Origin of the sequence: Janthinobacterium sp. LPB2021202312-11-4, assembly GCF_037049705.1 — a bacterium.
Lineage (GTDB): Bacteria > Pseudomonadota > Gammaproteobacteria > Pseudomonadales > Pseudomonadaceae > Aquipseudomonas.
The window spans coordinates 1-20,583 of sequence record NZ_JBAGKV010000004.1 but is presented as its reverse complement, the minus strand read 5'-3'; the positions used below and the strand labels follow the sequence as shown (position 1 = coordinate 20,583).

Genomic DNA, 20,583 nt, shown 5'->3' with positions numbered 1-20,583 from the left:
CCAGCGGGCGCCGGGGCGCCCGCCATCCGTCAGATCTTGTTGAACAGGCCCAGCTGCGTGATCTTGCTGAACGCCAGTTGTGCCGCTTGCAGCATGGTTTGCTGCAGGGTCAGGCGCGTCATCACTTCGGCAGGATCGGAGTCGCGAATCGAACCCTGGGTGGCAGTGTTCGCCAGACTCAGGCTCTGGTTGGTCGTGGATTGATCATCCAGCGACTGACCGCGCGCACCGATCGAAGTGACCGCCGTACCGATCTGGTTGCTGGCGCTTTCCAGGTTCGCCAGGCCGGAATCCATTGCCGCCTGGAACTGCTGCTTGGCAACGGTATTACCGTCAATTGGCTGATTCATCGCGGTGATCATGTTGCCGAGGGTATCGAGCACGTTCTGGGTCTGGTGACTGTTGGACTGCACCGAAAACTGATCGCCCGTGGCCGGCGTGCCGCCGCCCAGGGCGAAGGTCACGCCCGCAGCGGTGGCCGTGGCCGGTGTGCCGGCCGCCACGGTGCCCGACGACACCGGGCGGCTGTCAGCGGTCACTGGCGCGGCGTACAGGTCGAATGCGGTGGCGCTGGTGAACTTGAGAATCGCCCCGCCCGCCGGGAATGCAGCGTTGTACGCCGCCGCGTTGGTCACGGTGGAACTGGTGATGACTGCAGTCGACGGGTTACCGGCGCTGCGGGTCGCGTTGAACGTGTCCGGCGTGGCCGCCAGCGTGAAGCTGTGACCGGCAATGACCGCGTCAGGGTTGGTGTCACCGGTCTTGAGGTTGATGTTCAGGTTCATGTCGACGCCACGGAAGCTGACCACCTGGTTGGCGCCGTTGCTGTTGGTGAACGCACCGTTCTGGCTGGCCTCGGTGGTCACGTCGTTGCCCAGCGCATCGGTGATTTTCAGCTGGGTGCTGCTCAGGAAGCTGACGGTGTACGGCTGGCCGCTGGCGAACTTGGCGTCGTAGGTAGCGCTGTTACCGACCTGACCGCTGGACAGGACCACGCGACCATCATCCACCGCCGGAGCGGTCATGGTGGTCTGGGTGCGACTGGTGTTGATGGTCTGCTGGAACGCGTCCCAGCCGGTGGTGTTGGTGGCCACGTTCAAGCCATCGCCGATGCCCAGGTTGATGCTGCTCTGGTCGCCGTTGTAGGTGTAGGTTCCGTCGGAATTCTGCGAGTACGGCGGGGTGTCGGTTTTCGAACCGGAAAACAGGTAATTGCCGGCCGAGTCCTTGGAGTTCATCAGGCCCAGCACTTGTTGCTGGATCTGGCCCAATTCCGAAGCATAGGCTTTACGGTCGGCGTCGGTGGCAATGCCGTTGTTGGCGCTGAGGGCAATTTCCTTGGCGCGCTGCAATGCGGTGCCGATGGAATCCAAAGTGGTTTCCTGCAGGCTCAACGAACTCTTGGTGGTGCTGATGTTGCTGGTGTACTGATCCAGCATCGCGCTCTGCTGACCCAATTGCAGCAAACGTCCGGCACCGAGCGGATCATCGGCAGCGGTGTTGATGCGCGTCAGGCTGCTGGCTTCATTGCTGGTCGCGATCGCCTTGTTGAAGTTGCGCTGGTAGTTGGCAGCGGTTGTCTCGTAATACTGGGCGGTAGAAATGCGCATGAATTACGACTCCTTAAAGGCTGTTGATCAGCGTGCTGAAAGTTTCCTGCGCAGCTTTGATGATCTGCGAAGAGGCGGTGTAGTACTGCTGATATTTGACGAGGTTGCCGGTTTCCTCATCCAGGTCGACCCCGGAGAGCGAATCGCGGGCACCCTTGGCCTGGGTCAGGATCGCCGTGGTGGCGTCGCTGTCCGACTTGCCCTGGGCCGCTTTGGTCCCGACGTTGGTCACCAGCGTGTTGTAGGCGTCGGTCAGGCTGATGCCCTTGCTCGCCGAACCGGTGTCCACGGTTGGTTTGGTTTGCAGCGCCACCAGGGCTTGAGCGTTGCGGTTGTCCGAGGACGCCGCGCCGGTCAGGGACATGGTGAAGCTTTCGCCGGTCTTCGGCGCGCCGCCCACGGTGGTCTGCACGGTGAAGGTTTTCTGGACCGGCGGGGTGCCGCCGTCCGTGATCGGGTTACCGCTGGCGTCGACCATGCCGACTTGCAGGTTCAGGGTATTGCTCTGGCCCGGAACGATGGTGCCGCTGCCCAGCGAATGGCCTTGGGCGTCGGTCAGGGTGTAGGTCTGGCTGCCACCGCTGGCGGCACCGAACGTCAACTTGACCGGCGTCGAGTTTTTCAGCGCCGACTGCAATTCCGCCTGGGATGCCGGGTTGTAGATGTCCAGGGTGGTGCTGAGGGTTGGCTGGGTGTAGGTGCCGGTGTTGCTGGCGCTGGCGAGGCCGGTCAATGGCGCCGCAGCGGCAATCTTTTTCGGGTCGGTCAGCACAGTCTGGATGCTGGCCGCCGCACCGCGAGTCGGGGTTACCTTGAAGGTGTCACCGGCGCTGAGGCCGCCACCGTTAAGCGACAGGCTGAAGCCGTCAATCACCGGCGCCGGGCTGGTCGTGGTGCTGAAGCTGCCCATATCAGTGCCATCGGAACGCTTGACGCTGTAGTCGGTGGCGCTGGTGAAGGTCACCTGGTAGTCGCTGGTGGTCAGCTTGCCGGTGTCCTTGATGGTGACATCCAGGTTGCCCGAGCCGGCGCTGTTGCCTGCCTGGGCAATGCTGCGCTGACTGATCAGTGCGGCGCTGTTGATGTTGTTGAAAATCGCCGAACCGAAATCACCGTTCTTGTCGATGCCCTGGGCTTGCTGACTGTTCATTTGATCAGCCACTACCAGTGCCACGCGCCCCAGTTCGTTGAGCGACGGGTCGAGCACTTCCTTGCGATAGGTGAGCAAACCACCGATTTCACCGCCGCTGATCACCGACGTGATGTCGATGGTGCTGGAGCCACGGTTCATCTGCAGCCCCATGCGCGACGGATCGTCTTTGCTCGGCACGGTTTCCAGGGTGTTGGTGGTGTTGCCCATCACCAATGGCTGGCCGCTACCGACGTAGATGTCGTAGCTGGTGCCGCGCTCGACGACCTGCGCACCGACCATTTCGGACAGTTGGCGCACGGCTTCGTTACGGGTATCGAGCAGGTCGTTCGGCTGGCCGCCGCTGGTGGAGATTTCACCGATTTTCTGGTTCAGGTTGGCAATCGAAGTCGCCAGTTTGTTCACCTGCGACGCCATGTCCGCCAGGCTGCCATTGACGGTGGTGTTCTGGTCGTTCAACTGCTTGGCAATGGTGTTGAAACGACTGCTCAGCGCCTGCGCACCGGTCAGTACCGATTGGCGCGAAGTGTCGTCGGTGGCCGAGGACGAAACACCCTGCACCGACGTGAAGAACTTCTGCAACACGCCGGTCAGGCCGGTGTTGGTGTCGGAGAGTGTCGAGTCCAGCGGGGTGGCCTGGGCCAGGTACGAGGCCGCTTCGCTGTTGAGCGAGGTTGCGGTCTGCAATTGGGAGTCGAGGTAGGCGTTATACACCCGGCGAACGTCCGCCAGCGTAGTGCCGGTGCCGATGAATACATTCCCGTACTGCTGCGAGGCTTTGGTGCCCTGCACGGTTTGCTGACGCGAATAACCGGCGGTGTCGACGTTGGCAATGTTGTTGCCTGTCACAGCCAGGGAGGATTGGCTTGCCGCCAGACCCGACATCCCGATATTGAGCAAACTCATGGTTCAGACCTTATGCCTTGTGCCTTATAAAGGCGTGGTGGTAACGCCCGCCGCAGCGTAGTTTTGGTAACTCGTCATCTGCTTGGCTATCTGCGAAATCTTGTTCGCGTAGTTCGGGTCGGTTGCGTAACCGGCCTTTTGCAACTCACGCACAAACTGTTCTGGGTTATCGGCCGACTTCACGACATCTTGATAGCGATTGTTGGTTTGCAACAAAGTCACAAGGTCATGGAAGCTGTCCTTGTACGAGGCATAGGAACGGAACTCGGCCGTCTCCTTGACCATCGCGCCATCGCGGAACTCGCTGGTGATCGCCCGCGCCGAATCGCCGGTCCAACTGCTGCCGGCCTTGATGCCGAACAGGTTGTGACTGCTGCTGCCATCCTGGGCGCGCATAACCGATTTGCCCCAACCGGTTTCCAGCGCGGCCTGGGCCACCAGGTAACGCGGATCGACGCCAATGCGCGCGGCGGCTTCCTTGGCCATCGGCAGCATGGTGTTGACGAATTCATCCGCAGAACCGAACGCTTTCTTCGCCGGCGCCAGCGGAATCTGCGCCATGGCGCGACCGTAAATCTGCATCTGCCCGCTCGACGCACCCGCCGTTTGCGAGGCCAGCCAATCGCCGTTGTACAGCGGGCCGGAACCGGTCGTCGTGGTGGTGGTGGCGCGGTCAGGCAACAGGGTCTTGTTGAGCGCCGCAGCGGTCGTGGCGCTGGTCGTGACTGACGGCACCAGGCCGGCGAGCAAACGGTCGGCCAGTTTCGGCGGCAAGGCAAGGCGCCGCTGATTGAGCAGCGCCACGTCATTGCTGTGAGCGGCCGTCGCGGTCGGTGCCTTGACCCCGCGTGAGGCCCACAATGGACGCTCGCCGTTAAGGCGCGACAACGGGCCGTTGGTGGCGACCGTGCCGGCAGCCACCGGCGTGATCACCGCCTCGGCCTTGGCTTTCGCCGCGTCCTGCTTGGCCGCCGAGTTGGCCGCCGCTTCACCCGGCGCCAACGGTTTGTTCTTCGACATCTGGCGCATCAACACATCTGCCAGACCAATACCGCCGCCCTGACGGGACATGGAAACGGCCATCTGCTGATCGGACATTTCCTGGTATTGCTTGGCGGCCGGCGTGTTGAGCGGATTGTCCTTGCCCAGCTCTTCGGTGGCCGAGCGCATGGACTTGAGCATTTCCCCCAGGAACAGCGATTCGAACTCCTGCGCCACCTTGCGCATGTTCGCATCGCTGTTCTTGTCGCCGATCTTGAGCTGGTTCAAGCGATTGAGGTCTGAGTACGAACCCGAATCGCCGGTGCCGACCAAGGCGCCTTTGCGCATATCCACCATGGTCGTCGTCCTCAGATCACGATCAGGTCGGCTTGCAACGCGCCGGCCTGTTTAAGTGCTTCAAGGATCGCCATCAAGTCACCCGGCGCCGCGCCGACCTGGTTCACCGCACGGACGATTTCGTCGAGGGTGGTGCCCGGGCCGAATTTGAACATGGGCTTGGCTTCCTGCTGGGCGTTGATCCGCGAGCGCGGCACGACGGCGGTCTGCCCGTTGGACAGAGGGCCGGGCTGGCTGACGATCGGGTCTTCAGTGATGGTCACGGTCAGGCTGCCGTGGGTCACGGCGGCCGGGGACACTTTCACGTTCTGGCCGATCACGATGGTGCCGGTACGGGAGTTGATGATGACTTTCGCCACCGCCTGGCCCGGATCGACTTCAAGGTTTTCGAGGATCGACAGGTAATCAACACGCTGGCTCGGGTCCAGTGGCGCGGTGACGCGGATCGAGCCGCCGTCAATGGCCTGGGCCACGCCAGGGCCGAGCAGGTCGTTGATCTTGTCGACCACACGCTTGGCGGTGGTGAAGTCCGAACGATTGAGGTTCAGGGTCAGGCTGTTGCCCTGGTTGAAACCACTCGGCACCGAACGCTCGACCGATGCACCACCCGGGATGCGACCGGCCGACGGAACGTTGACGGTGATCTTCGAACCGTCGCGACCTTCGGCGTCGAAACCGCCGACCACCAGGTTGCCCTGGGCGATGGCGTAGACGTTGCCGTCGATACCTTTGAGCGGCGTCAGCAGCAAGGTGCCGCCGCGCAGGCTCTTGGAGTTACCGATCGACGAAACGGTGATGTCCACCAATTGACCGGGCTTGGCAAACGCCGGCAGATCAGCACTGATCGACACCGCTGCAACGTTCTTCAACTGCACGTTGCCCGAACCCGGCGGCACCTTGATGCCGAACTGCGAGAGCATGTTGTTGAAGGTCTGCAGGGTGAACGGGGTTTGCGTCGTCTGGTCGCCGGTGCCGTTAAGCCCGACCACCAGGCCGTAACCGATCAATTGGTTGGTCCGCACGCCGGAAATGCTGGCGATGTCCTTCAGCCGCTCGGCTTGAGCACCGAAGGCTGCGGACAACAACAGGGCAGCCACCATCAGGTGTTTAAGATTCAACGTAGCCACCTAGAAAGGGAACAGCGGGCTGAGGAAGAAACGGTCGAACCAGCCTGGCTGACTCGCATCGGCAAATGCACCGGTGCCCGAATAGGTGATACGTGCATCGGCGACCCGGGTCGACGACACGGTGTTGTCGGTAGCGATGTCATCGGCGCGAACCAGGCCGGCAATCCGTACCAGCTCATCACCCGAGTTGAGGGTCATCCACTTCTCGCCCCGCACGGCGATGATGCCGTTGGGCAAGACGTCGGCGACGGTCACAGTGATCGAACCGGTCAGGCTGTTGCTCTGGCCGGACTTGCTGGCGCCGTTGGTAGCCCGGTCGCCGCTGTAGCCGGCACTGAGGCTCAGGTCGCCACTGCCCAGCGGGTTGTTGGTGTTGGGTACCGCTCCAAAAAGCGACGTCAAGCCGATGCCGGTCTTGCTGGTCTTGTCGATCTGCGAGTTGGCGCCTTTGCTGGCCTGGGTCTTCTCGTTCAGGGTGATGGTGATGATGTCACCGACCCGGAACGCCTTGCGGTCGCTGTACAGGTTCTGTTCGAAACCGGCCTGGTAGATCGAGCCATTGTTGGCGGCAGCCGGCAGCGGCGTGCGCGGCAACACCGGGGCGTAGTAAGGGTCATTGGGCTTGGGCGTCGGCGCGACGCAGCCCGCGAGCGCGACCACCCCACTCACTGCCAGAACAGATACAAAGCGATTCATGACCCTACCTCACGGTGTTGCAGGCGACCTCATGGTCGCCTCATAGACTTGGTTACAGATTCTGCGTTACGAACGAGAGCATCTGGTCGGCGGTGGAGATCACCTTGGAGTTCATCTCGTAAGCGCGCTGAGTGGTGATCATGTTGACCATCTCTTCAACGGTGCTGACGTTGGAGCCTTCCAGGGTGTTCTGCAACGTGGTGCCGAAACCGTTCAGGCCCGGAGTGCCGACTTGCGCCGCGCCGCTGGCGGCGGTTTCCAGGAACAGGTTGTTACCCACCGCTTGCAGACCGGCCGGGTTGATGAAGTCGGCGGTTTGCAGGTTGCCGATCACCTGGGAGGCCGGGTTGCCGGGAACGGTGATGGACACGGTGCCGTCCGTACCGACGGTGAAGGTCTGCGCGTTGTTCGGGATGACAATGGCCGGTTCCAGAGCGAAACCGCTGGCGTTCACGATCTGGCCGTTGGAGTCGAGGTGGAAGGTGCCGTCACGGGTGTAGGACGTGGTGCCGTCCGGCTGCAGAATCTGGAAGAAACCACGACCGTCGACCGCCAGGTCCAGCGGCTGCTCGGTGGTTTGCAGGCTGCCGGCAGAGAAGTTTTTCTGGGTGCCGACGATGCGCACACCGGTACCCAATTGCAGACCGGACGGCAGTTCGCTGTCCTGGGTCGACTGGGCGCCAGGCTGGCGTTTGATCTGGTACAGCAAGTCCTGGAACTCGGCGCGGTCACGTTTGAAACCCGTGGTCGATACGTTCGCCAGGTTGTTGGAAATGGTGGTCAGGTTGGTGTCCTGGGCGGACAGACCTGTTTTGGCAACCCATAGAGCCGGAAGCATTTCGATTCTCCTCGTGCGCCTGTTTTACGGCGCGACGTTCTGATAATTAGCTGATCTGCAAGACCCGAGCCATGGCCTGGTCATCGTCTTTGGCGGTGTTCATCATCTTGATGTGCAGCTCGAATTGCTTCGACAAGGCCAACACCGAGGTCATTTCTTCCACGGCATTGACGTTGCTCGACTCCAGGAACCCGGACACCAGTTTGACGCCCGCATCGGCTTGCGCCGGCTTGCCGTCCTTGGTGTGGATCGAACCGTCCAGGCCTTTGGTCATGTTCTTGAGGTCAGGGTTGACCAGTTTGATGCGGTCGATTTCAGCCATCACCCGCGGGCCTTCGCCCATCGAACGAATGCTGATGGTGCCGTCCTCGCCCACTTCGATTTTCTGCTCGGGCGGCACGGCAATCGGCCCGCCATTGCCCATCACCGGCATGCCGTTGCCGGCGCGCAACACGCCCAGGGCGTCAATGTTCAGGCTGCCGGTGCGCACGTAGCTTTCACTGCCATCGGGGCTCTGCACCGCGATCCAGCCGTTACCGGTGACTGCGACGTCGAGGTCACGACCGGTTTCCACCATCGAACCTGGCGAGAAGTCGGTGGCAGGACGTTCACTCATGGCATAGGCACGCGCCGGAAAGCTGTCACCAAACACCGGCATCGAACGGGCCTGCTCCAGGTCCTTCTGAAAACCGTTGGTGGAGATGTTCGCCAGGTTGTTCGCATGAGCCTTCTGCGCCAGTGCATTCTGGCTGGCGCCGGTCATTGCCACATAAAGGTACTTGTCCACACTCAATCCTCTGCATGCCGGACGTTTGCCGCCCACCGCTGTACTGCTGAGCCTTAAGCAATTTGCAGACCAACTTTTTTCTGGCGGCCCGGGGCCCAGCAAACACAGGGGTTGGGAGATTTGGAGGGGATGAGGGAATTGTGTCGAAGTCGAAAAACCGGCGGTGTTATGCCGCTTCGCGGCAATAGATCGAAAGATCGCAGCCTCGTTGCACTCGACAGCTCCTACAGGGAATGCGCGATCCCCCGTAGGAGCGGTAGGAGCTGTCGAGTGAAACGAGGCTGCGATCTTTCGATCCTCAGACGCGGTCCTTGCCAACATCGTACTCACGCAACTTGTTGGCAATGGTCGTATGCGAAACCCCCAACCGCTTACCCAGTTGCCGACTGCTCGGATGCTCGGAATACAGCCGCTCCAGCACCGCTTTCTCGAACCGCCCGACAATCGCATCCAGCCCGCCCTCCAGCGAGAAATCGCCAAGGGGCTGACGCACGCCGTAATCCGGCAGGCGAATGTGTTCGGCCTTCACGGTGCCGCCCTCGCACAACGAAACCGCCTGGAACAACACGTTTTCCAACTGCCGGACATTGCCCGGCCAGTGGTAATGACTGAGCCGCTCCATCGCCGCCGGTGCCAGTTTCGGCAACGGGCAACCAATCTGCCGACTGGCCTGGTCGAGGAAGTGCTCCACCAGCGGCGTCAACCCATCGAGGCATTCGCGAAGCGGCGGGATGTGCAACGACAGCACGTTCAAGCGGTGATACAAATCCTGGCGAAACTCGCCGCGTGCGCACAATTCGGACAGGTCCACCTGGGTCGCGCAGATCACCCGCACATCCAGATAAACCTCCTCATCACTGCCTACACGACGGAAGCATCCGTCCTGCAGGAAGCGCAGCAATTTCACCTGCAAGCGCGGGCTCATTTCCCCGACGCCATCGAGAAACAACGTACCGCCGGCCGTCAGCTCCAGCAGCCCGAGCTTACCCTCGGCCCGCGCCCCTTCGAAGGCACCCGGGCCATAACCGAACAGTTCAGTCTCGGCCATGGACTCCGGCAGACCGGCGCAGTTGAGCGCCATCAGCGGCGACTGACCGCGCGGGCTGGCCAGGTGACAGGCCCGCGCCAGCAACTCTTTGCCGGTACCGGTTTCGCCTTCGATCAAGAGCGGCGCATCCAGCGGCGCCATGCGCCGGGCCTCGCGGACCACCGCCGCCATCACTTTTGAGCTCTGGAAAATGCTGTCGAAGCCGCGCAGTTCCTGTTTACGGACGTTATAGATGCGCTCCCCGACCCGGTCCGCCCGGTGCAGCGTCAGTACCGCGCCGGCCATGGCTTCGCTGTCATCGTGCTCCGATTGCAGCGGCGCGATGTCGGCGAGAAACACGTCGCCCTTCACCTTCACCCGCAAACCGTTGATCCGCGATTTGTTGGCGCGCACCAGTTCCGGCAAATCGAAATCCTCGGCATAACGGGACAACGGAATCCCCGGCACCTCGTCCACCCGCACCCCGAGCAACTGCGCCGCCGCACGGTTGGCCGCGACGATGGAGCCGCCCATGTCGATCGACAGCACCGGAAACTCCAGGGCGCCGAGCAACGCATTGAGCTCCATGTGCCGACGCTCGCTGGGCATCAGCCCTACACGCTTGACGCCGAATACCCCGCCAATCGCCTCGAATTTCGGACGCAAGGCCTGGAACTGGATGTTGATCAGGTTCGGGCAGTGCAGGTAGATCGCGTTGCCATGTTCACCGCCGACCTCGCCGCGCGCGACGTTGATCCCATATTCCACCAGCAGGTTGAGGATGTCGCGCAGGATGCCGATGCGGTTTTGGCAGTGGACTTTGATACGCATATAAAAGGCCCGAAAAAGCGGTGAGTGAGTTGAATGCCTGGCGCCTCCCCCTGTGGGAGCGGGCTTGCTCGCGAAAGCGCCGGCACATCCAACATCAATGGGTCAGACAGTTCGCCTTCGCGAGCAAGCCCGCTCCCACAAGGGGTTTGCCGTGTCCTTGGGAGTATTTTTCTGCCAAGGCCCCAAGTTAGTCGTCAAGATTATGTGACAGCTAGAGGGCTTTTCAAACCCGGAAATCTCAATACCTGCGCGACGACGGCCAATCCGTAACGAAAACTTTACAAAACAGACCGATTTTTCCTACTCATGACCCAAACCACCTGCTGCATCAACCCACGCCTTGGGGTATCTCTAAGTCCATAGCTGGACATAACAAGAACGAATCCCCTAGCAGGAGAGCAGCATGAAGCAGACGCAATACGTGGCTCGCGAGCCCGATGCGCAAGGTTTTATCGACTACCCCGCCGAAGAACACGCGGTGTGGAACACGCTGATCACCCGCCAACTGAAAGTGATCGAAGGGCGTGCGTGCCAGGAATACCTGGACGGTATCGAAAAACTCGGTCTGCCCCACGACCGCATTCCGCAACTGGGCGAGATCAACAAGGTCCTCGGTGAAACCACCGGTTGGCAGGTTGCCCGCGTCCCGGCGCTGATTCCCTTCCAGACTTTTTTCGAATTGCTCGCCAGCAAGCAGTTTCCGGTAGCGACGTTTATTCGTACCCGCGAAGAACTGGATTACCTGCAAGAGCCGGACATTTTCCACGAGATCTTTGGTCACTGCCCGCTGCTGACCAACCCCTGGTTTGCTGAATTTACCCACACCTACGGCAAACTTGGCCTACAGGCCACCAAGGAAGAACGGGTTTATCTGGCGCGCCTGTACTGGATGACCATCGAGTTCGGCATGGTCGACACCCCGCAGGGCCTGCGCATCTACGGCGGCGGCATTCTGTCCTCGCCTAAAGAAACCGTGTATTGCCTGTCGGACGAGCCGGAACATCAGGCCTTCGATCCGCTGGAATGCATGCGCACGCCGTATCGCATCGACATCCTGCAGCCGCTGTACTTTGTGCTGCCCAACCTCAAGCGCCTGTTCGACGTGGCCCATGAAGACATCATGGGCATGGTCAAGCAAGGCATGCAGTTGGGCTTGCATGCACCGAAATTCCCACCCAAACCGAAGGCCGCGTGAACCGCGACTTTTACTGACAAGTGAGTCTGTCAGTCGTCGCGGCTTTGGTTTAGCGTGACGGCACTGACGACCGATATAAAAAACCGATACAGGAAACAGACATGTCCACTTTGAACCAAGCCCACTGCGAAGCCTGCCAAGCTGGCGCCCCTCAGGTCAGCGACGAAGAGTTGCCGGTACTGATCAAACAGATCCCGGACTGGAACATCGAAGTTCGCGACAGCGTGATGCAGTTGGAAAAGGTTTTCCTGTTCAAGAATTTCAAGCACGCCCTGGCGTTCACCAACGCGGTGGGTGAAATCTCCGAGGCCGAAGGTCACCACCCGGGTCTGCTGACCGAGTGGGGCAAAGTCACCGTGACCTGGTGGAGCCACTCCATCAAGGGCCTGCACCGCAACGACTTCATCATGGCCGCACGCACTGACGACGTGGCCAAGGACGCCGAGGGCCGCAAATAATGCATTTCGACGCCATCGGCCGAGTACCCGGCGACCCGATTCTCGGCCTGATGGAGGCCTATGCGCAGGACCCCAACCCGCGCAAATTCGACTTGGGCGTGGGGGTCTACAAAGACGCCCAGGGCCTGACGCCGATTCCGCAATCGGTGAAACTCGCCGAAGCGCGCCTGGTGGATCGCCAGACCACCAAGACTTACATCGGTGGTCACGGCGAACCGGCGTTCGGCAAAGTCATGAACGAACTGGTGCTGGGCGCTGACTCGGCGCTGATCGCCGAACAACGGGCCGGCGTCACCCAGACCCCGGGCGGCACTGGCGCCCTACGTTTGAGCGCCGACTTCATCGCGCACATGCTGCCGGGCCGTGGCGTCTGGTTAAGCAACCCGACGTGGCCGATTCACGAAACGATTTTCGCCACCGCCGGGGTCAAGGTCAGTCATTACCCCTACGTGGGCAGCGACAACCGCCTCGACGTCGAAGCCATGCTGGCGGTGCTCAACGAAGCGCCCAAGGGCGATGTGGTGTTGCTGCACGCCTGCTGCCATAACCCGACCGGGTTCGATTTGTCTCACGACGATTGGCGCCGGGTGCTGGACGTGGTTCGTCGTCGGGAGCTGCTGCCGCTGATCGACTTCGCTTATCAAGGGTTCGGTGATGGCCTGGAACAGGACGCCTGGTCGACGCGGCTGTTCGCCGACGCGTTGCCGGAAGTGCTGATCACCAGCTCCTGCTCGAAGAACTTCGGCCTGTACCGCGACCGCACAGGCGCGCTGATTGTTTGCGCGAAAACCGCCGACAAACTGGTGGATATCCGCAGCCAACTGGCCAACATCGCCCGCAACCTGTGGTCGACGCCGCCGGATCACGGTGCCGCCGTGGTCGCCACCATCCTTGGCGACCCGGAACTGAAAAGCCTCTGGGCCGACGAAGTGGAAGCCATGCGCTTGCGCATCGCCCAACTGCGCAGCGGTTTGGTCGAAGCCCTTGAGCCCCACGGCTTGCGTGAGCGGTTTGCGCACATTGGCGTGCAACGCGGGATGTTTTCCTACACCGGCCTGACCCCGGAGCAGGTGAAGCAGTTGCGTGATCATCACAGCGTGTACATGGTCAACTCGGGCCGGGCCAACGTCGCGGGGATTGATGCGACGCGTCTTGATCTGCTGGCCGAGGCGATTGCTGAGGTGTGTCGCCCTTAAAAGATCGCAGCCTTCGGCAGCTCCTACAGGATGTACATCCTTCCAATGTAGGCGCTGCCGGAGGCTGCGATCTTTTGCTTTTCGCCCCCCTGCGGCCATTGGTCGCAGAAATCCGAGATAAAAGTCTGATTGTCATTTGACCTGCTGTATCCTGCCCAGGCTTTGTAAAAGCGCGGATCTACCAGATCTATCAACAGACTTTGCGAGGAGCGCGAACATGCACGAGATCCCTAATCTCCCCTTCCCAAGCCTGCACGAAACTGAGCAGACAACCCCGCAACAAGCCAGTGCCCAACAGCCTGAGCCGAAAGCAGCCACTGACAGTCGCAAGGCTGACAGCGAAGACTGAAACACCTGCAATGCCAGACCGTGTGGAAAGCGCTAACATGCGCTTTCCACACCGCCTGAAACCCGAGCCACGCCATGACCGACAATTTCAGCGAAACCCAGGCCAGCGTCCTGATCGGCACCGCCGAGAAAATGATCGAGATCTGGAATCGCCTCTCCCCCGAAAAACAAGCCGCCCTGCTGGCCCGTTTCGGCAGCGAAGAAAATGCGCTGGCCGCTCTGGTCACCACGCAACTGGTCGCCCCCGCCAAACCCTGATTCAGCCCGCCCGGCAAATAGTTTTACTTTTCCACGACCGTCGGCCACTCACGCCGCTATCATAAGCAGCCTATCTATCCTGCTGCCCCGTGGACCTTTACCCATGTCAGAAAACCAGCGCCCCCTGGCGGTCACGCTGCAAGTCGTCTCCATTGTCCTGTTCACCTTCATCGGTTACCTCAATATCGGCATTCCCCTCGCCGTATTGCCGGGTTACGTCCACAGCGACCTGGGTTTCGGCGCGGTCATCGCCGGCCTGGTGATCAGCGTGCAATACCTCGCCACCCTGCTCAGCCGCCCTTACGCCGGGCGGATCATCGACAACAAGGGCAGCAAACTGGCGGTGATCTACGGCCTCGCCGGTTGCGGCTTGAGTGGCGTGTTCATGCTGATTTCGGCCTGGACCCAAAGCCTGCCGATGCTCAGCCTGATCAGCCTGCTAATCGGCCGATTGGTGCTCGGGAGCGCGGAAAGCCTGGTGGGCTCGGGCTCGATCGGTTGGGGCATTGGCCGGGTCGGCGCGGCGAACACCGCCAAAGTCATCTCCTGGAACGGCATCGCCAGTTACGGCGCCATCGCCATCGGCGCCCCGCTGGGGGTGTGGCTGGTCGGTGAATTGGGCTTGTGGAGCATGGGCGTGAGCATCGTGCTACTGGCCGCGCTGGGCCTGGCGCTGGCCTGGCCGAAAACCGCCGCGCCGATCGTGGTCGGTGAGCGCCTGCCGTTCATGCATGTGCTGGGGCGGGTGCTGCCCCACGGCTGCGGCCTGGCGCTGGGCTCGATCGGTTTCGGCACCATCGCCACGTTCATCACCTTGTATTACGCCACGCAGCATTGGTCGAACGCAGTGCTTTGCTTGAGCCTGTTCGGCGCCAGTTTCATTGGTGCACGCCTTCTGTTCGGCAACCTGATCAACCGCCTCGGCGGGTTTCGCGTGGCGATTGCCTGCCTGTCGGTGGAAACCTTGGGGTTGTTGCTGCTGTGGCTGGCGCCGGACGCCCATTGGGCATTGGCGGGGGCGGCGCTGAGCGGTTTCGGCTTCTCGCTGGTGTTCCCGGCGCTGGGCGTGGAAGCGGTGAACCTGGTGCCGGCCTCCAGTCGCGGCGCGGCGGTCGGGGCTTACTCGCTGTTCATCGATTTGTCGCTGGGGATTACCGGGCCACTGGCCGGTGCGATTGCGGCAGGGTTTGGCTTTGCGTCGATCTTTCTGTTTGCGGCCATCGCGGCACTCAGCGGTTTGATGCTGAGCATTTATCTGTACCGACAAGCGCCTAAGTATCGCGAAGAGCGCGACGCCCGCTAGAAGTCCACCTTGCCGCGCCCAGCCTTGATGCTGCCGCGCTTGGTCTTCGACTCCAGCCGACGCTTCTTCGAACCGAGGGTTGGCTTGGTCGGGCGGCGTTTCTTCTCGACTTTGGTGGCGCTGAGAATCAGCTCAACCAGCCGCTCCAGCGCATCGGCACGATTGGCTTCCTGCGTGCGGTATTGCTGAGCCTTGATGATCAACACACCGTCGCTGGTGATGCGACTGTCCCGCAGCGCCAGCAGCCGCTCCTTGTAGAACTCAGGCAAGGACGAGGCCGGAATGTCGAAGCGCAAGTGCATCGCACTGGAAACCTTATTGACGTTCTGCCCACCGGCGCCCTGGGCGCGGATGGCGGTCAATTCGATCTCGGCATCCGGCAGGTGCACGTTGTTGGAAATTACCAGCATGGAAAAGCGTCCGGGTTTTAGGGTGTGCAGGATACCGCGAATGACGAACTGAATATCAGATGCTCATTGAAACAGACGAGCTTGCTGAGCTATTCACTAGCACAATCAATAAGCCTTAAAAATAGTTGCTTTGATTCGACTAATCTTACTAACCTAACGCCTCACATCAATGAGGTCTCGCGATAATGCTTCTTGAGAAGATTCGATATCACCTTGCTGTCACTCTTCTAGTCCTAGGATGCTCTGGATTACCCTCTGGACTGATTGTATTCGGCATAAGAAAAATAATTCACATAGATGAAAAATATTTAAACAAAGCTTACTTAGCATCATATGCAATCGTCGTTTTTTTTGGGTTGATCATATACATCCCAAGAATGCGCGGAAAAACATAACCCTCCCGCAATAGCTTTTTATTACTAGCCCGAACCCTCTTGTGATCGAATTATCTTTATCGTTAGAAAATCAACCAGAGCCTCAAAGGCCAACGCCAGTTTTCCCGTTTGTTGGTAAGCTCTTTCGTAATTGATCGGATCTCGCCTGAAAAGCTCAAAAGTTTCAGGCCTTGGAACTCTCCTAATAACTCCATACGCCGACAATGCCAAGTCCAAGGAGTAATAAGCCGTATCCCCCCTATAATCATCAAATGCTGTTCTATAGAGCCACCTAACGGGCCCAACAGTACTGGAGGCTTCCGACCCATAGTAGATATTAGCCACCCCTTCATAAATGTTATTCGCTCCATGCCCAACCATCAGCGCTCCCGGAACAACACCTACCACACCTGCCCCCGGTGCAGTAGCGATTGAAACCCCCGTTTTAATCTGCATAACACCCGCCGCAACCCCAATACCGTTTTGAAGGTAAAACCGCGCCTTTGACGACAACCCTTCATACTCAGCCCTGATCTCCTGAACCCCTTCCCATGCACTGATCAGCCCTTCGTCAACCGCTTGGATGACCTCATTGGCATAGGACGAAATAATCGAGCCAAATCGCAGCCGCATAAGACCGTCAGGAAAATGCGTCATACCAACTTGGCATCCAACAGCAACCAGATCAGAAGCCGCTCGCGTTACATCATAAATATCACAAGCCTCTTCATTCACTCTCCTCACCCCAAGAACTATAAGCACTTGTAGCGGCGGTCACGTGCGCCCAGGCAATCTCTCTATACCGAATAGCCACTTGCTCTTGCGGCTCCGCATCATTCATTCGAATAGCGTGGGGTATTTGTTGACTGATATGTGCAATGCGCGCACCGGAAAGATGTATTGAGTAATAGCGTTCCTGCCCTCCAGCCGAGGCTGTACGGTAGAAATTGATCGTGCACTCCACCTCTTCGCCCTCATGCAACGCGCTCGCCAATAAAGGCGAGGATTTATCAATTGCTTTGGTAATGATGACAGGCATGTGCTTGCCGCGACCATCTGCAACACCGCCTTCACTGCCCGTAGTCATATCATGGGAGCACGCCAAAACCATGATTTCGTCTTCGTGATCAATCTGGCATTTGTTACCAATAGAGCTATGCCCTGAACAACCCGCAGAGATAAAACCTTGTCGTTTACCGGTAATCGTCATGTAGCTGTTACTGGCCATATCCGCCGCTCTTTCATGTTTTTGGAGAGCCAGCCTATGACAAAAATTATCAGGCGGGTTGTAGGCAACTTCCGAATTAACGCGCTTTATTCTATTTTCCGAAACCCCTGTAGTACGTGGCAACCGCCCATGTAGGAACCAGACTGCAGAACATTACAACGCTATCCGCAACATGACTTTAAACACCAAGACCTGGCCTTCTGACGACGGCCTTCTACGCTAAAGCATCCCGATCACACCGATCAGGCCTTTTGAATGGAGACACCTATGCCCCGTCGCTTACTTGCCGCTTTTTGTGTCCTTCTGTCATTCAACATCGCTCATGCCACCGAGCGCTGGGAAACGTTGCCTGCAACCCCGGCCCCGATCACCAGTGCGAAAACCGGCCGTGCCGACGTCAACGGCATCAAGCTCTATTACTCGATTACCGGCCATGGCTCTCCCGTCGTGTTACTGCACGGCGGTCTGGCCAACTCCGATTACTGGGGCCATCAGGTCAAGGCCCTCTCGGCGAAGCACACCGTCATCACGGTAGACAGCCGTGGCCACGGTCGCAGTTCGCGGGATGCCCGACCATTCGGCTACGACCTGATGGCCGACGACGTCATCGCGCTGCTCGACAAACTGAAGATCGAACGCGCCGACATCGTCGGCTGGAGTGACGGCGCGATCCTCGGGCTGGACCTGGCGATGCGCTACCCGCAGCGCACCGGCAAGGTCTTCGCTTTCGCCGCCAACACCCAGACCTCGGGGGTCAAGGAAGGTGTCGAGAAGAACCCGACGTTCGCCGCCTACATCGAACGCGCCGGCAAGGAATACGTGAAGCTGTCGCCTACCCCCAAGGAGTACGACGCGTTCGTCGAGCAAATCAGCCATATGTGGGCGAGCCAGCCGAATTGGACGACCGAGGACCTGGCGAAAATCAAAAGCCCGGTATTGATCGTTGACGGTGACCATGATGAAGCCATCAAGCGTGAACACACCGAGTACATGGCGTCTGCCATTCCCGGCGCTGGCCTGCTGATCCTGCCGAATGTCAGCCATTTCGCCTTTATCCAGGACCCGGATTTTTTCAATGCGTCGGTGCAGAGCTTTCTGGACCAGAAATAACGCCTGACGCAGAAACGACAAACCCGGCACATGGCCGGGTTTGTCCTGCTGCCTGCTGTGTTACTTCACGGCAGTCTGCAGTGCGTGTTGAGCGCTGCGCTTGTTCTTGATGCCGTAGCAAATCCACATGAACGCCACCCACACCGGGATCGCGTACACCGAGATCTGAATCCCCGGAATCAGCAACATCACACACAGGATGAACGCCACGAACGCCAGGCAGATGTAGTTCCCGTACGGGTACCACAGGGCCTTGAACAGCGGCGTTTGCTTGGTCTTGTTCATGTGCTGGCGGAACTTGAAGTGCGAGAAGCTGATCATCGCCCAGTTGATCACCAGGGTTGCTACCACCAGCGACATCAACAACTCCAGGGCGTTTTGCGGAATCAGGTAGTTCAGCAGCACAGCGATCAATGTCACTGCCGCCGAGGCCAGGATCGAACGCACCGGCACGCCACGCTTGTCGATCTTCGCCAGTACCTTCGGCGCATCGCCCTGCTCGGCCATGCCCAGCAGCATGCGGCTGTTGCAGTAAGTGCCGCTGTTGTACACCGACAATGCAGCGGTCAGGACCACGAAGTTGAGGATGTGCGCAGCGGTGCTGCTGCCGAGCATCGAGAACACTTGCACGAACGGGCTACCGCTGTAGGAATCGCCGGACGCGTTCAGGGTCGCCAGCAGGCTGTCCCATGGGGTCAGCGACAGCAGAATCACCAGGGCACCGATGTAGAAAATCAGAATCCGGTAGATCACCTGGTTGATCGCTTTCGGGATCACGGTTTTCGGTTTGTCGGCTTCGGCTGCGGTGAAACCGAGCATTTCCAGGCCGCCGAAGGAAAACATGATGATCGCCATGGCCATCACCAGACCGCTCACGCCGTTCGGGAAAAAACCGCCGTGGGACCACAGATTGCTCACCGAGGCTTGCGGGCCGCCGTTGCCGCTGACCAGCAAATAACTGCCCAGGGCAATCATGCCGACAATCGCCACGACCTTGATGATCGCGAACCAAAACTCGGCCTCGCCAAAGACTTTGACGTTGGCCAGGTTAATCAGGTTGATCAGCACGAAGAAACCGGCTGCCGAGACCCAGGTCGGAATATCCGGCGCCCAGTAGTGGATGTATTTACCGACCGCCGTCAGCTCCGACATGCCCACCAGGATGTACAGAATCCAGCAGTTCCAGCCCGACAGGAAGCCGGCAAAACCGCCCCAGTATTTGTGGGCGAAGTGGCTGAAGGAACCGGCCACCGGCTCTTCGACGATCATTTCGCCGAGCTGGCGCATGATCATGAAAGCGATAAAGCCGCAGATGGCGTAGCCGAGGATCATCGACGGGCCGGCGGATTTGAGGACGCCCGCCGAGCCGAGGAACAGCCCGGTACCGATCGCGCCACCGAGGGCGATCAGTTGAATATGGCGATTTTTCAGGCCGCGTTTCAGCTCGCCTGAATGCGAGTTTTGTCCACTCATGAAAAGGGTCTCACGCAAGGTTTGATGATGTTCAATAGACGTTGCTGCTCGGTTGCAATTTCAAGCAGCGCCGATCAAACCCCAGCGCAAGCACCAGGAGTTCAGCGTATTTACAACGGTCATGCGTCACCTGTTTGTTTTTATCTGTGACGAAATCGAACCCGACACGCTTGTGGCGCGACGGAATGAACAAGACGGGTAGCCTTGAAGTTTGCGCAGGTGCGCAGGAGGTCACAGTTAAAACGCGGCGCATTGTACACCGCTAACCCCCTGCTGCCAGACACCGCTGGATCAGCGTGTCGGTTGCCGGGATTGCCTGTGTCCGCCTCGAAGGTCGAGGGCGGCTGCAAAAATGAGGTCAGACCTTTGCGGGTCATCGACGCAGGCGCTCGGAAAATCGGCCCACGGGGAGAGATGGAAATGAGTCACGGCGTTCATTGCGCCTCCTTCTTGTTATGCACCTGCACGACAGGCATGGCACGCATCTCACCCTTCCAGAGACGCTGAAACAAGCGCGCCAGAGCCCTGCAGCCCGTGCAACCGAGAGGATTTCGGAAGGTTTTCCTTACAGCCTTGTCCAGGCAGTCATCCCACGGGGTTTGGTCGCGAATATCGTCAGCATTCCTTTACAAGGCGTAACGAAAATTTGCCAAATCAGATCCTGCTGTAGGACGACTGCAAATTGACGTTAGGAAGCTTCCTAAGGAAAAGGTCGAGTTAGTTTTTTGTTTTTAATTAAGAAATCCCCGCTCAAAAAATGGAATAAATAGTTCAAATAAATCTTATTTAATTATTTTATTGCGCTTTAAAAACCTGTGAACTAGGTTTTCAGCGACTTGCCGAGCCGCATCGACCGACAAGTTGGCGGGTTATTCACTGATTGAAAAACACGTCGCTGTACTTACTCAAAAGTCATCTAG

At 59.3% G+C, this 20,583-nt stretch carries 19 protein-coding genes; 7 read left to right on the top strand and 12 right to left on the bottom strand.

Features of this window, described 5'->3' with window-relative positions:
- Positions 1-29 precede the first annotated feature (29 nt).
- The 8 genes from V5E99_RS05530 to V5E99_RS05495 all read right to left on the bottom strand — a co-directional run bounded on the left by V5E99_RS05530 (position 30) and on the right by V5E99_RS05495 (position 10,310).
- Positions 30-1,610, bottom strand: coding sequence for a flagellar hook-associated protein 3 (locus V5E99_RS05530; protein ID WP_499801522.1), 1,581 nt, complete (start codon positions 1,608-1,610; stop codon positions 30-32).
- A 13-nt stretch (positions 1,611-1,623) separates the two neighbouring features.
- Positions 1,624-3,666, bottom strand: coding sequence for a flagellar hook-associated protein FlgK (gene flgK, locus V5E99_RS05525; protein WP_499801521.1), 2,043 nt, complete (start codon positions 3,664-3,666; stop codon positions 1,624-1,626).
- Between the two features lie 24 nt (positions 3,667-3,690).
- Positions 3,691-5,004 (bottom strand): flagellar assembly peptidoglycan hydrolase FlgJ, encoded by a 1,314-nt coding sequence (gene flgJ / locus V5E99_RS05520; protein ID WP_499801520.1) that lies wholly within the window; start codon positions 5,002-5,004, stop codon positions 3,691-3,693.
- 11 nt (positions 5,005-5,015) lie between these two features.
- Positions 5,016-6,131 (bottom strand): flagellar basal body P-ring protein FlgI, encoded by a 1,116-nt coding sequence (locus tag V5E99_RS05515; protein WP_499801519.1) that lies wholly within the window; start codon positions 6,129-6,131, stop codon positions 5,016-5,018.
- The gene (gene flgH / locus V5E99_RS05510) at positions 6,132-6,827 is read right to left on the bottom strand and encodes a flagellar basal body L-ring protein FlgH (protein ID WP_499801518.1); all 696 of its coding nucleotides are present in this window, start codon (positions 6,825-6,827) and stop codon (positions 6,132-6,134) included. It lies immediately after the preceding gene.
- A 52-nt stretch (positions 6,828-6,879) separates the two neighbouring features.
- Positions 6,880-7,665: a flagellar basal-body rod protein FlgG gene (flgG, locus tag V5E99_RS05505; RefSeq protein ID WP_499801517.1), complete on the bottom strand. Its 786-nt coding sequence runs from the start codon at positions 7,663-7,665 to the stop codon at positions 6,880-6,882.
- Between the two features lie 46 nt (positions 7,666-7,711).
- Positions 7,712-8,452, bottom strand: a complete 741-nt coding sequence (locus tag V5E99_RS05500) for a flagellar basal body rod protein FlgF (RefSeq protein ID WP_499801516.1) — start codon at positions 8,450-8,452, stop codon at positions 7,712-7,714.
- A 298-nt stretch (positions 8,453-8,750) separates the two neighbouring features.
- Complete coding sequence (locus V5E99_RS05495) at positions 8,751-10,310, bottom strand: sigma-54-dependent transcriptional regulator (protein WP_499801515.1); 1,560 nt, start codon at positions 10,308-10,310, stop codon at positions 8,751-8,753.
- Between the two features lie 403 nt (positions 10,311-10,713).
- Here V5E99_RS05495 and phhA point away from each other — a divergent pair, with 403 nt between their 5' ends.
- The 6 genes from phhA (at position 10,714) to V5E99_RS05465 (ending at position 15,068) form a co-directional block, all read left to right on the top strand.
- Positions 10,714-11,505: a phenylalanine 4-monooxygenase gene (gene phhA, locus V5E99_RS05490; RefSeq protein WP_499801514.1), complete on the top strand. Its 792-nt coding sequence runs from the start codon at positions 10,714-10,716 to the stop codon at positions 11,503-11,505.
- A gap of 101 nt (positions 11,506-11,606) precedes the next feature.
- A complete protein-coding gene (locus tag V5E99_RS05485; protein ID WP_123509107.1) occupies positions 11,607-11,963 on the top strand; it encodes a 4a-hydroxytetrahydrobiopterin dehydratase in 357 nt (118 codons plus the stop codon).
- On the top strand, positions 11,963-13,159 hold the full coding sequence (locus tag V5E99_RS05480; RefSeq protein WP_499801513.1) for an amino acid aminotransferase: 1,197 nt from the start codon (positions 11,963-11,965) through the stop codon (positions 13,157-13,159). The genes V5E99_RS05485 and V5E99_RS05480 overlap by 1 nt, the downstream gene beginning before the upstream one ends.
- 217 nt (positions 13,160-13,376) lie before the next feature.
- Entirely contained in the window at positions 13,377-13,508 is a 132-nt protein-coding gene (locus V5E99_RS05475; protein WP_499801512.1) for a hypothetical protein, read from the top strand.
- A gap of 74 nt (positions 13,509-13,582) precedes the next feature.
- Positions 13,583-13,765, top strand: a complete 183-nt coding sequence (locus V5E99_RS05470; protein ID WP_499801511.1) for a hypothetical protein — start codon at positions 13,583-13,585, stop codon at positions 13,763-13,765.
- A 103-nt stretch (positions 13,766-13,868) separates the two neighbouring features.
- A complete protein-coding gene (locus V5E99_RS05465) occupies positions 13,869-15,068 on the top strand; it encodes an MFS transporter (protein ID WP_499801510.1) in 1,200 nt (399 codons plus the stop codon).
- Here the strand turns inward: V5E99_RS05465 and arfB are convergent.
- The 3 genes from arfB to V5E99_RS05450 form a co-directional block, all read right to left on the bottom strand.
- A complete protein-coding gene (gene arfB / locus V5E99_RS05460) occupies positions 15,065-15,478 on the bottom strand; it encodes an alternative ribosome rescue aminoacyl-tRNA hydrolase ArfB (RefSeq protein ID WP_007920134.1) in 414 nt (137 codons plus the stop codon). The genes V5E99_RS05465 and arfB overlap by 4 nt on opposite strands.
- 419 nt (positions 15,479-15,897) lie before the next feature.
- Positions 15,898-16,587, bottom strand: coding sequence for a DUF4225 domain-containing protein (locus V5E99_RS05455; RefSeq protein ID WP_499801509.1), 690 nt, complete (start codon positions 16,585-16,587; stop codon positions 15,898-15,900).
- Positions 16,580-17,080 carry an Hcp family type VI secretion system effector gene (locus V5E99_RS05450; RefSeq protein ID WP_499801508.1) on the bottom strand — a complete coding sequence of 167 codons (501 nt, stop codon included), beginning with the start codon at positions 17,078-17,080 and terminating at the stop codon, positions 16,580-16,582. Before V5E99_RS05450 ends, V5E99_RS05455 begins: the two co-directional genes overlap by 8 nt.
- Before the next feature lie 267 nt (positions 17,081-17,347).
- On the opposite strand from V5E99_RS05450, the gene V5E99_RS05445 reads away from it, so the two are divergent.
- Positions 17,348-18,190 (top strand): alpha/beta fold hydrolase, encoded by an 843-nt coding sequence (locus V5E99_RS05445; RefSeq protein ID WP_499801507.1) that lies wholly within the window; start codon positions 17,348-17,350, stop codon positions 18,188-18,190.
- Between the two features lie 60 nt (positions 18,191-18,250).
- On the opposite strand, the gene V5E99_RS05440 is transcribed toward V5E99_RS05445, so the two are convergent.
- Complete coding sequence (locus V5E99_RS05440) at positions 18,251-19,663, bottom strand: amino acid permease (RefSeq protein ID WP_499801506.1); 1,413 nt, start codon at positions 19,661-19,663, stop codon at positions 18,251-18,253.
- Between the last annotated feature and the right edge of the window lie 920 nt (positions 19,664-20,583).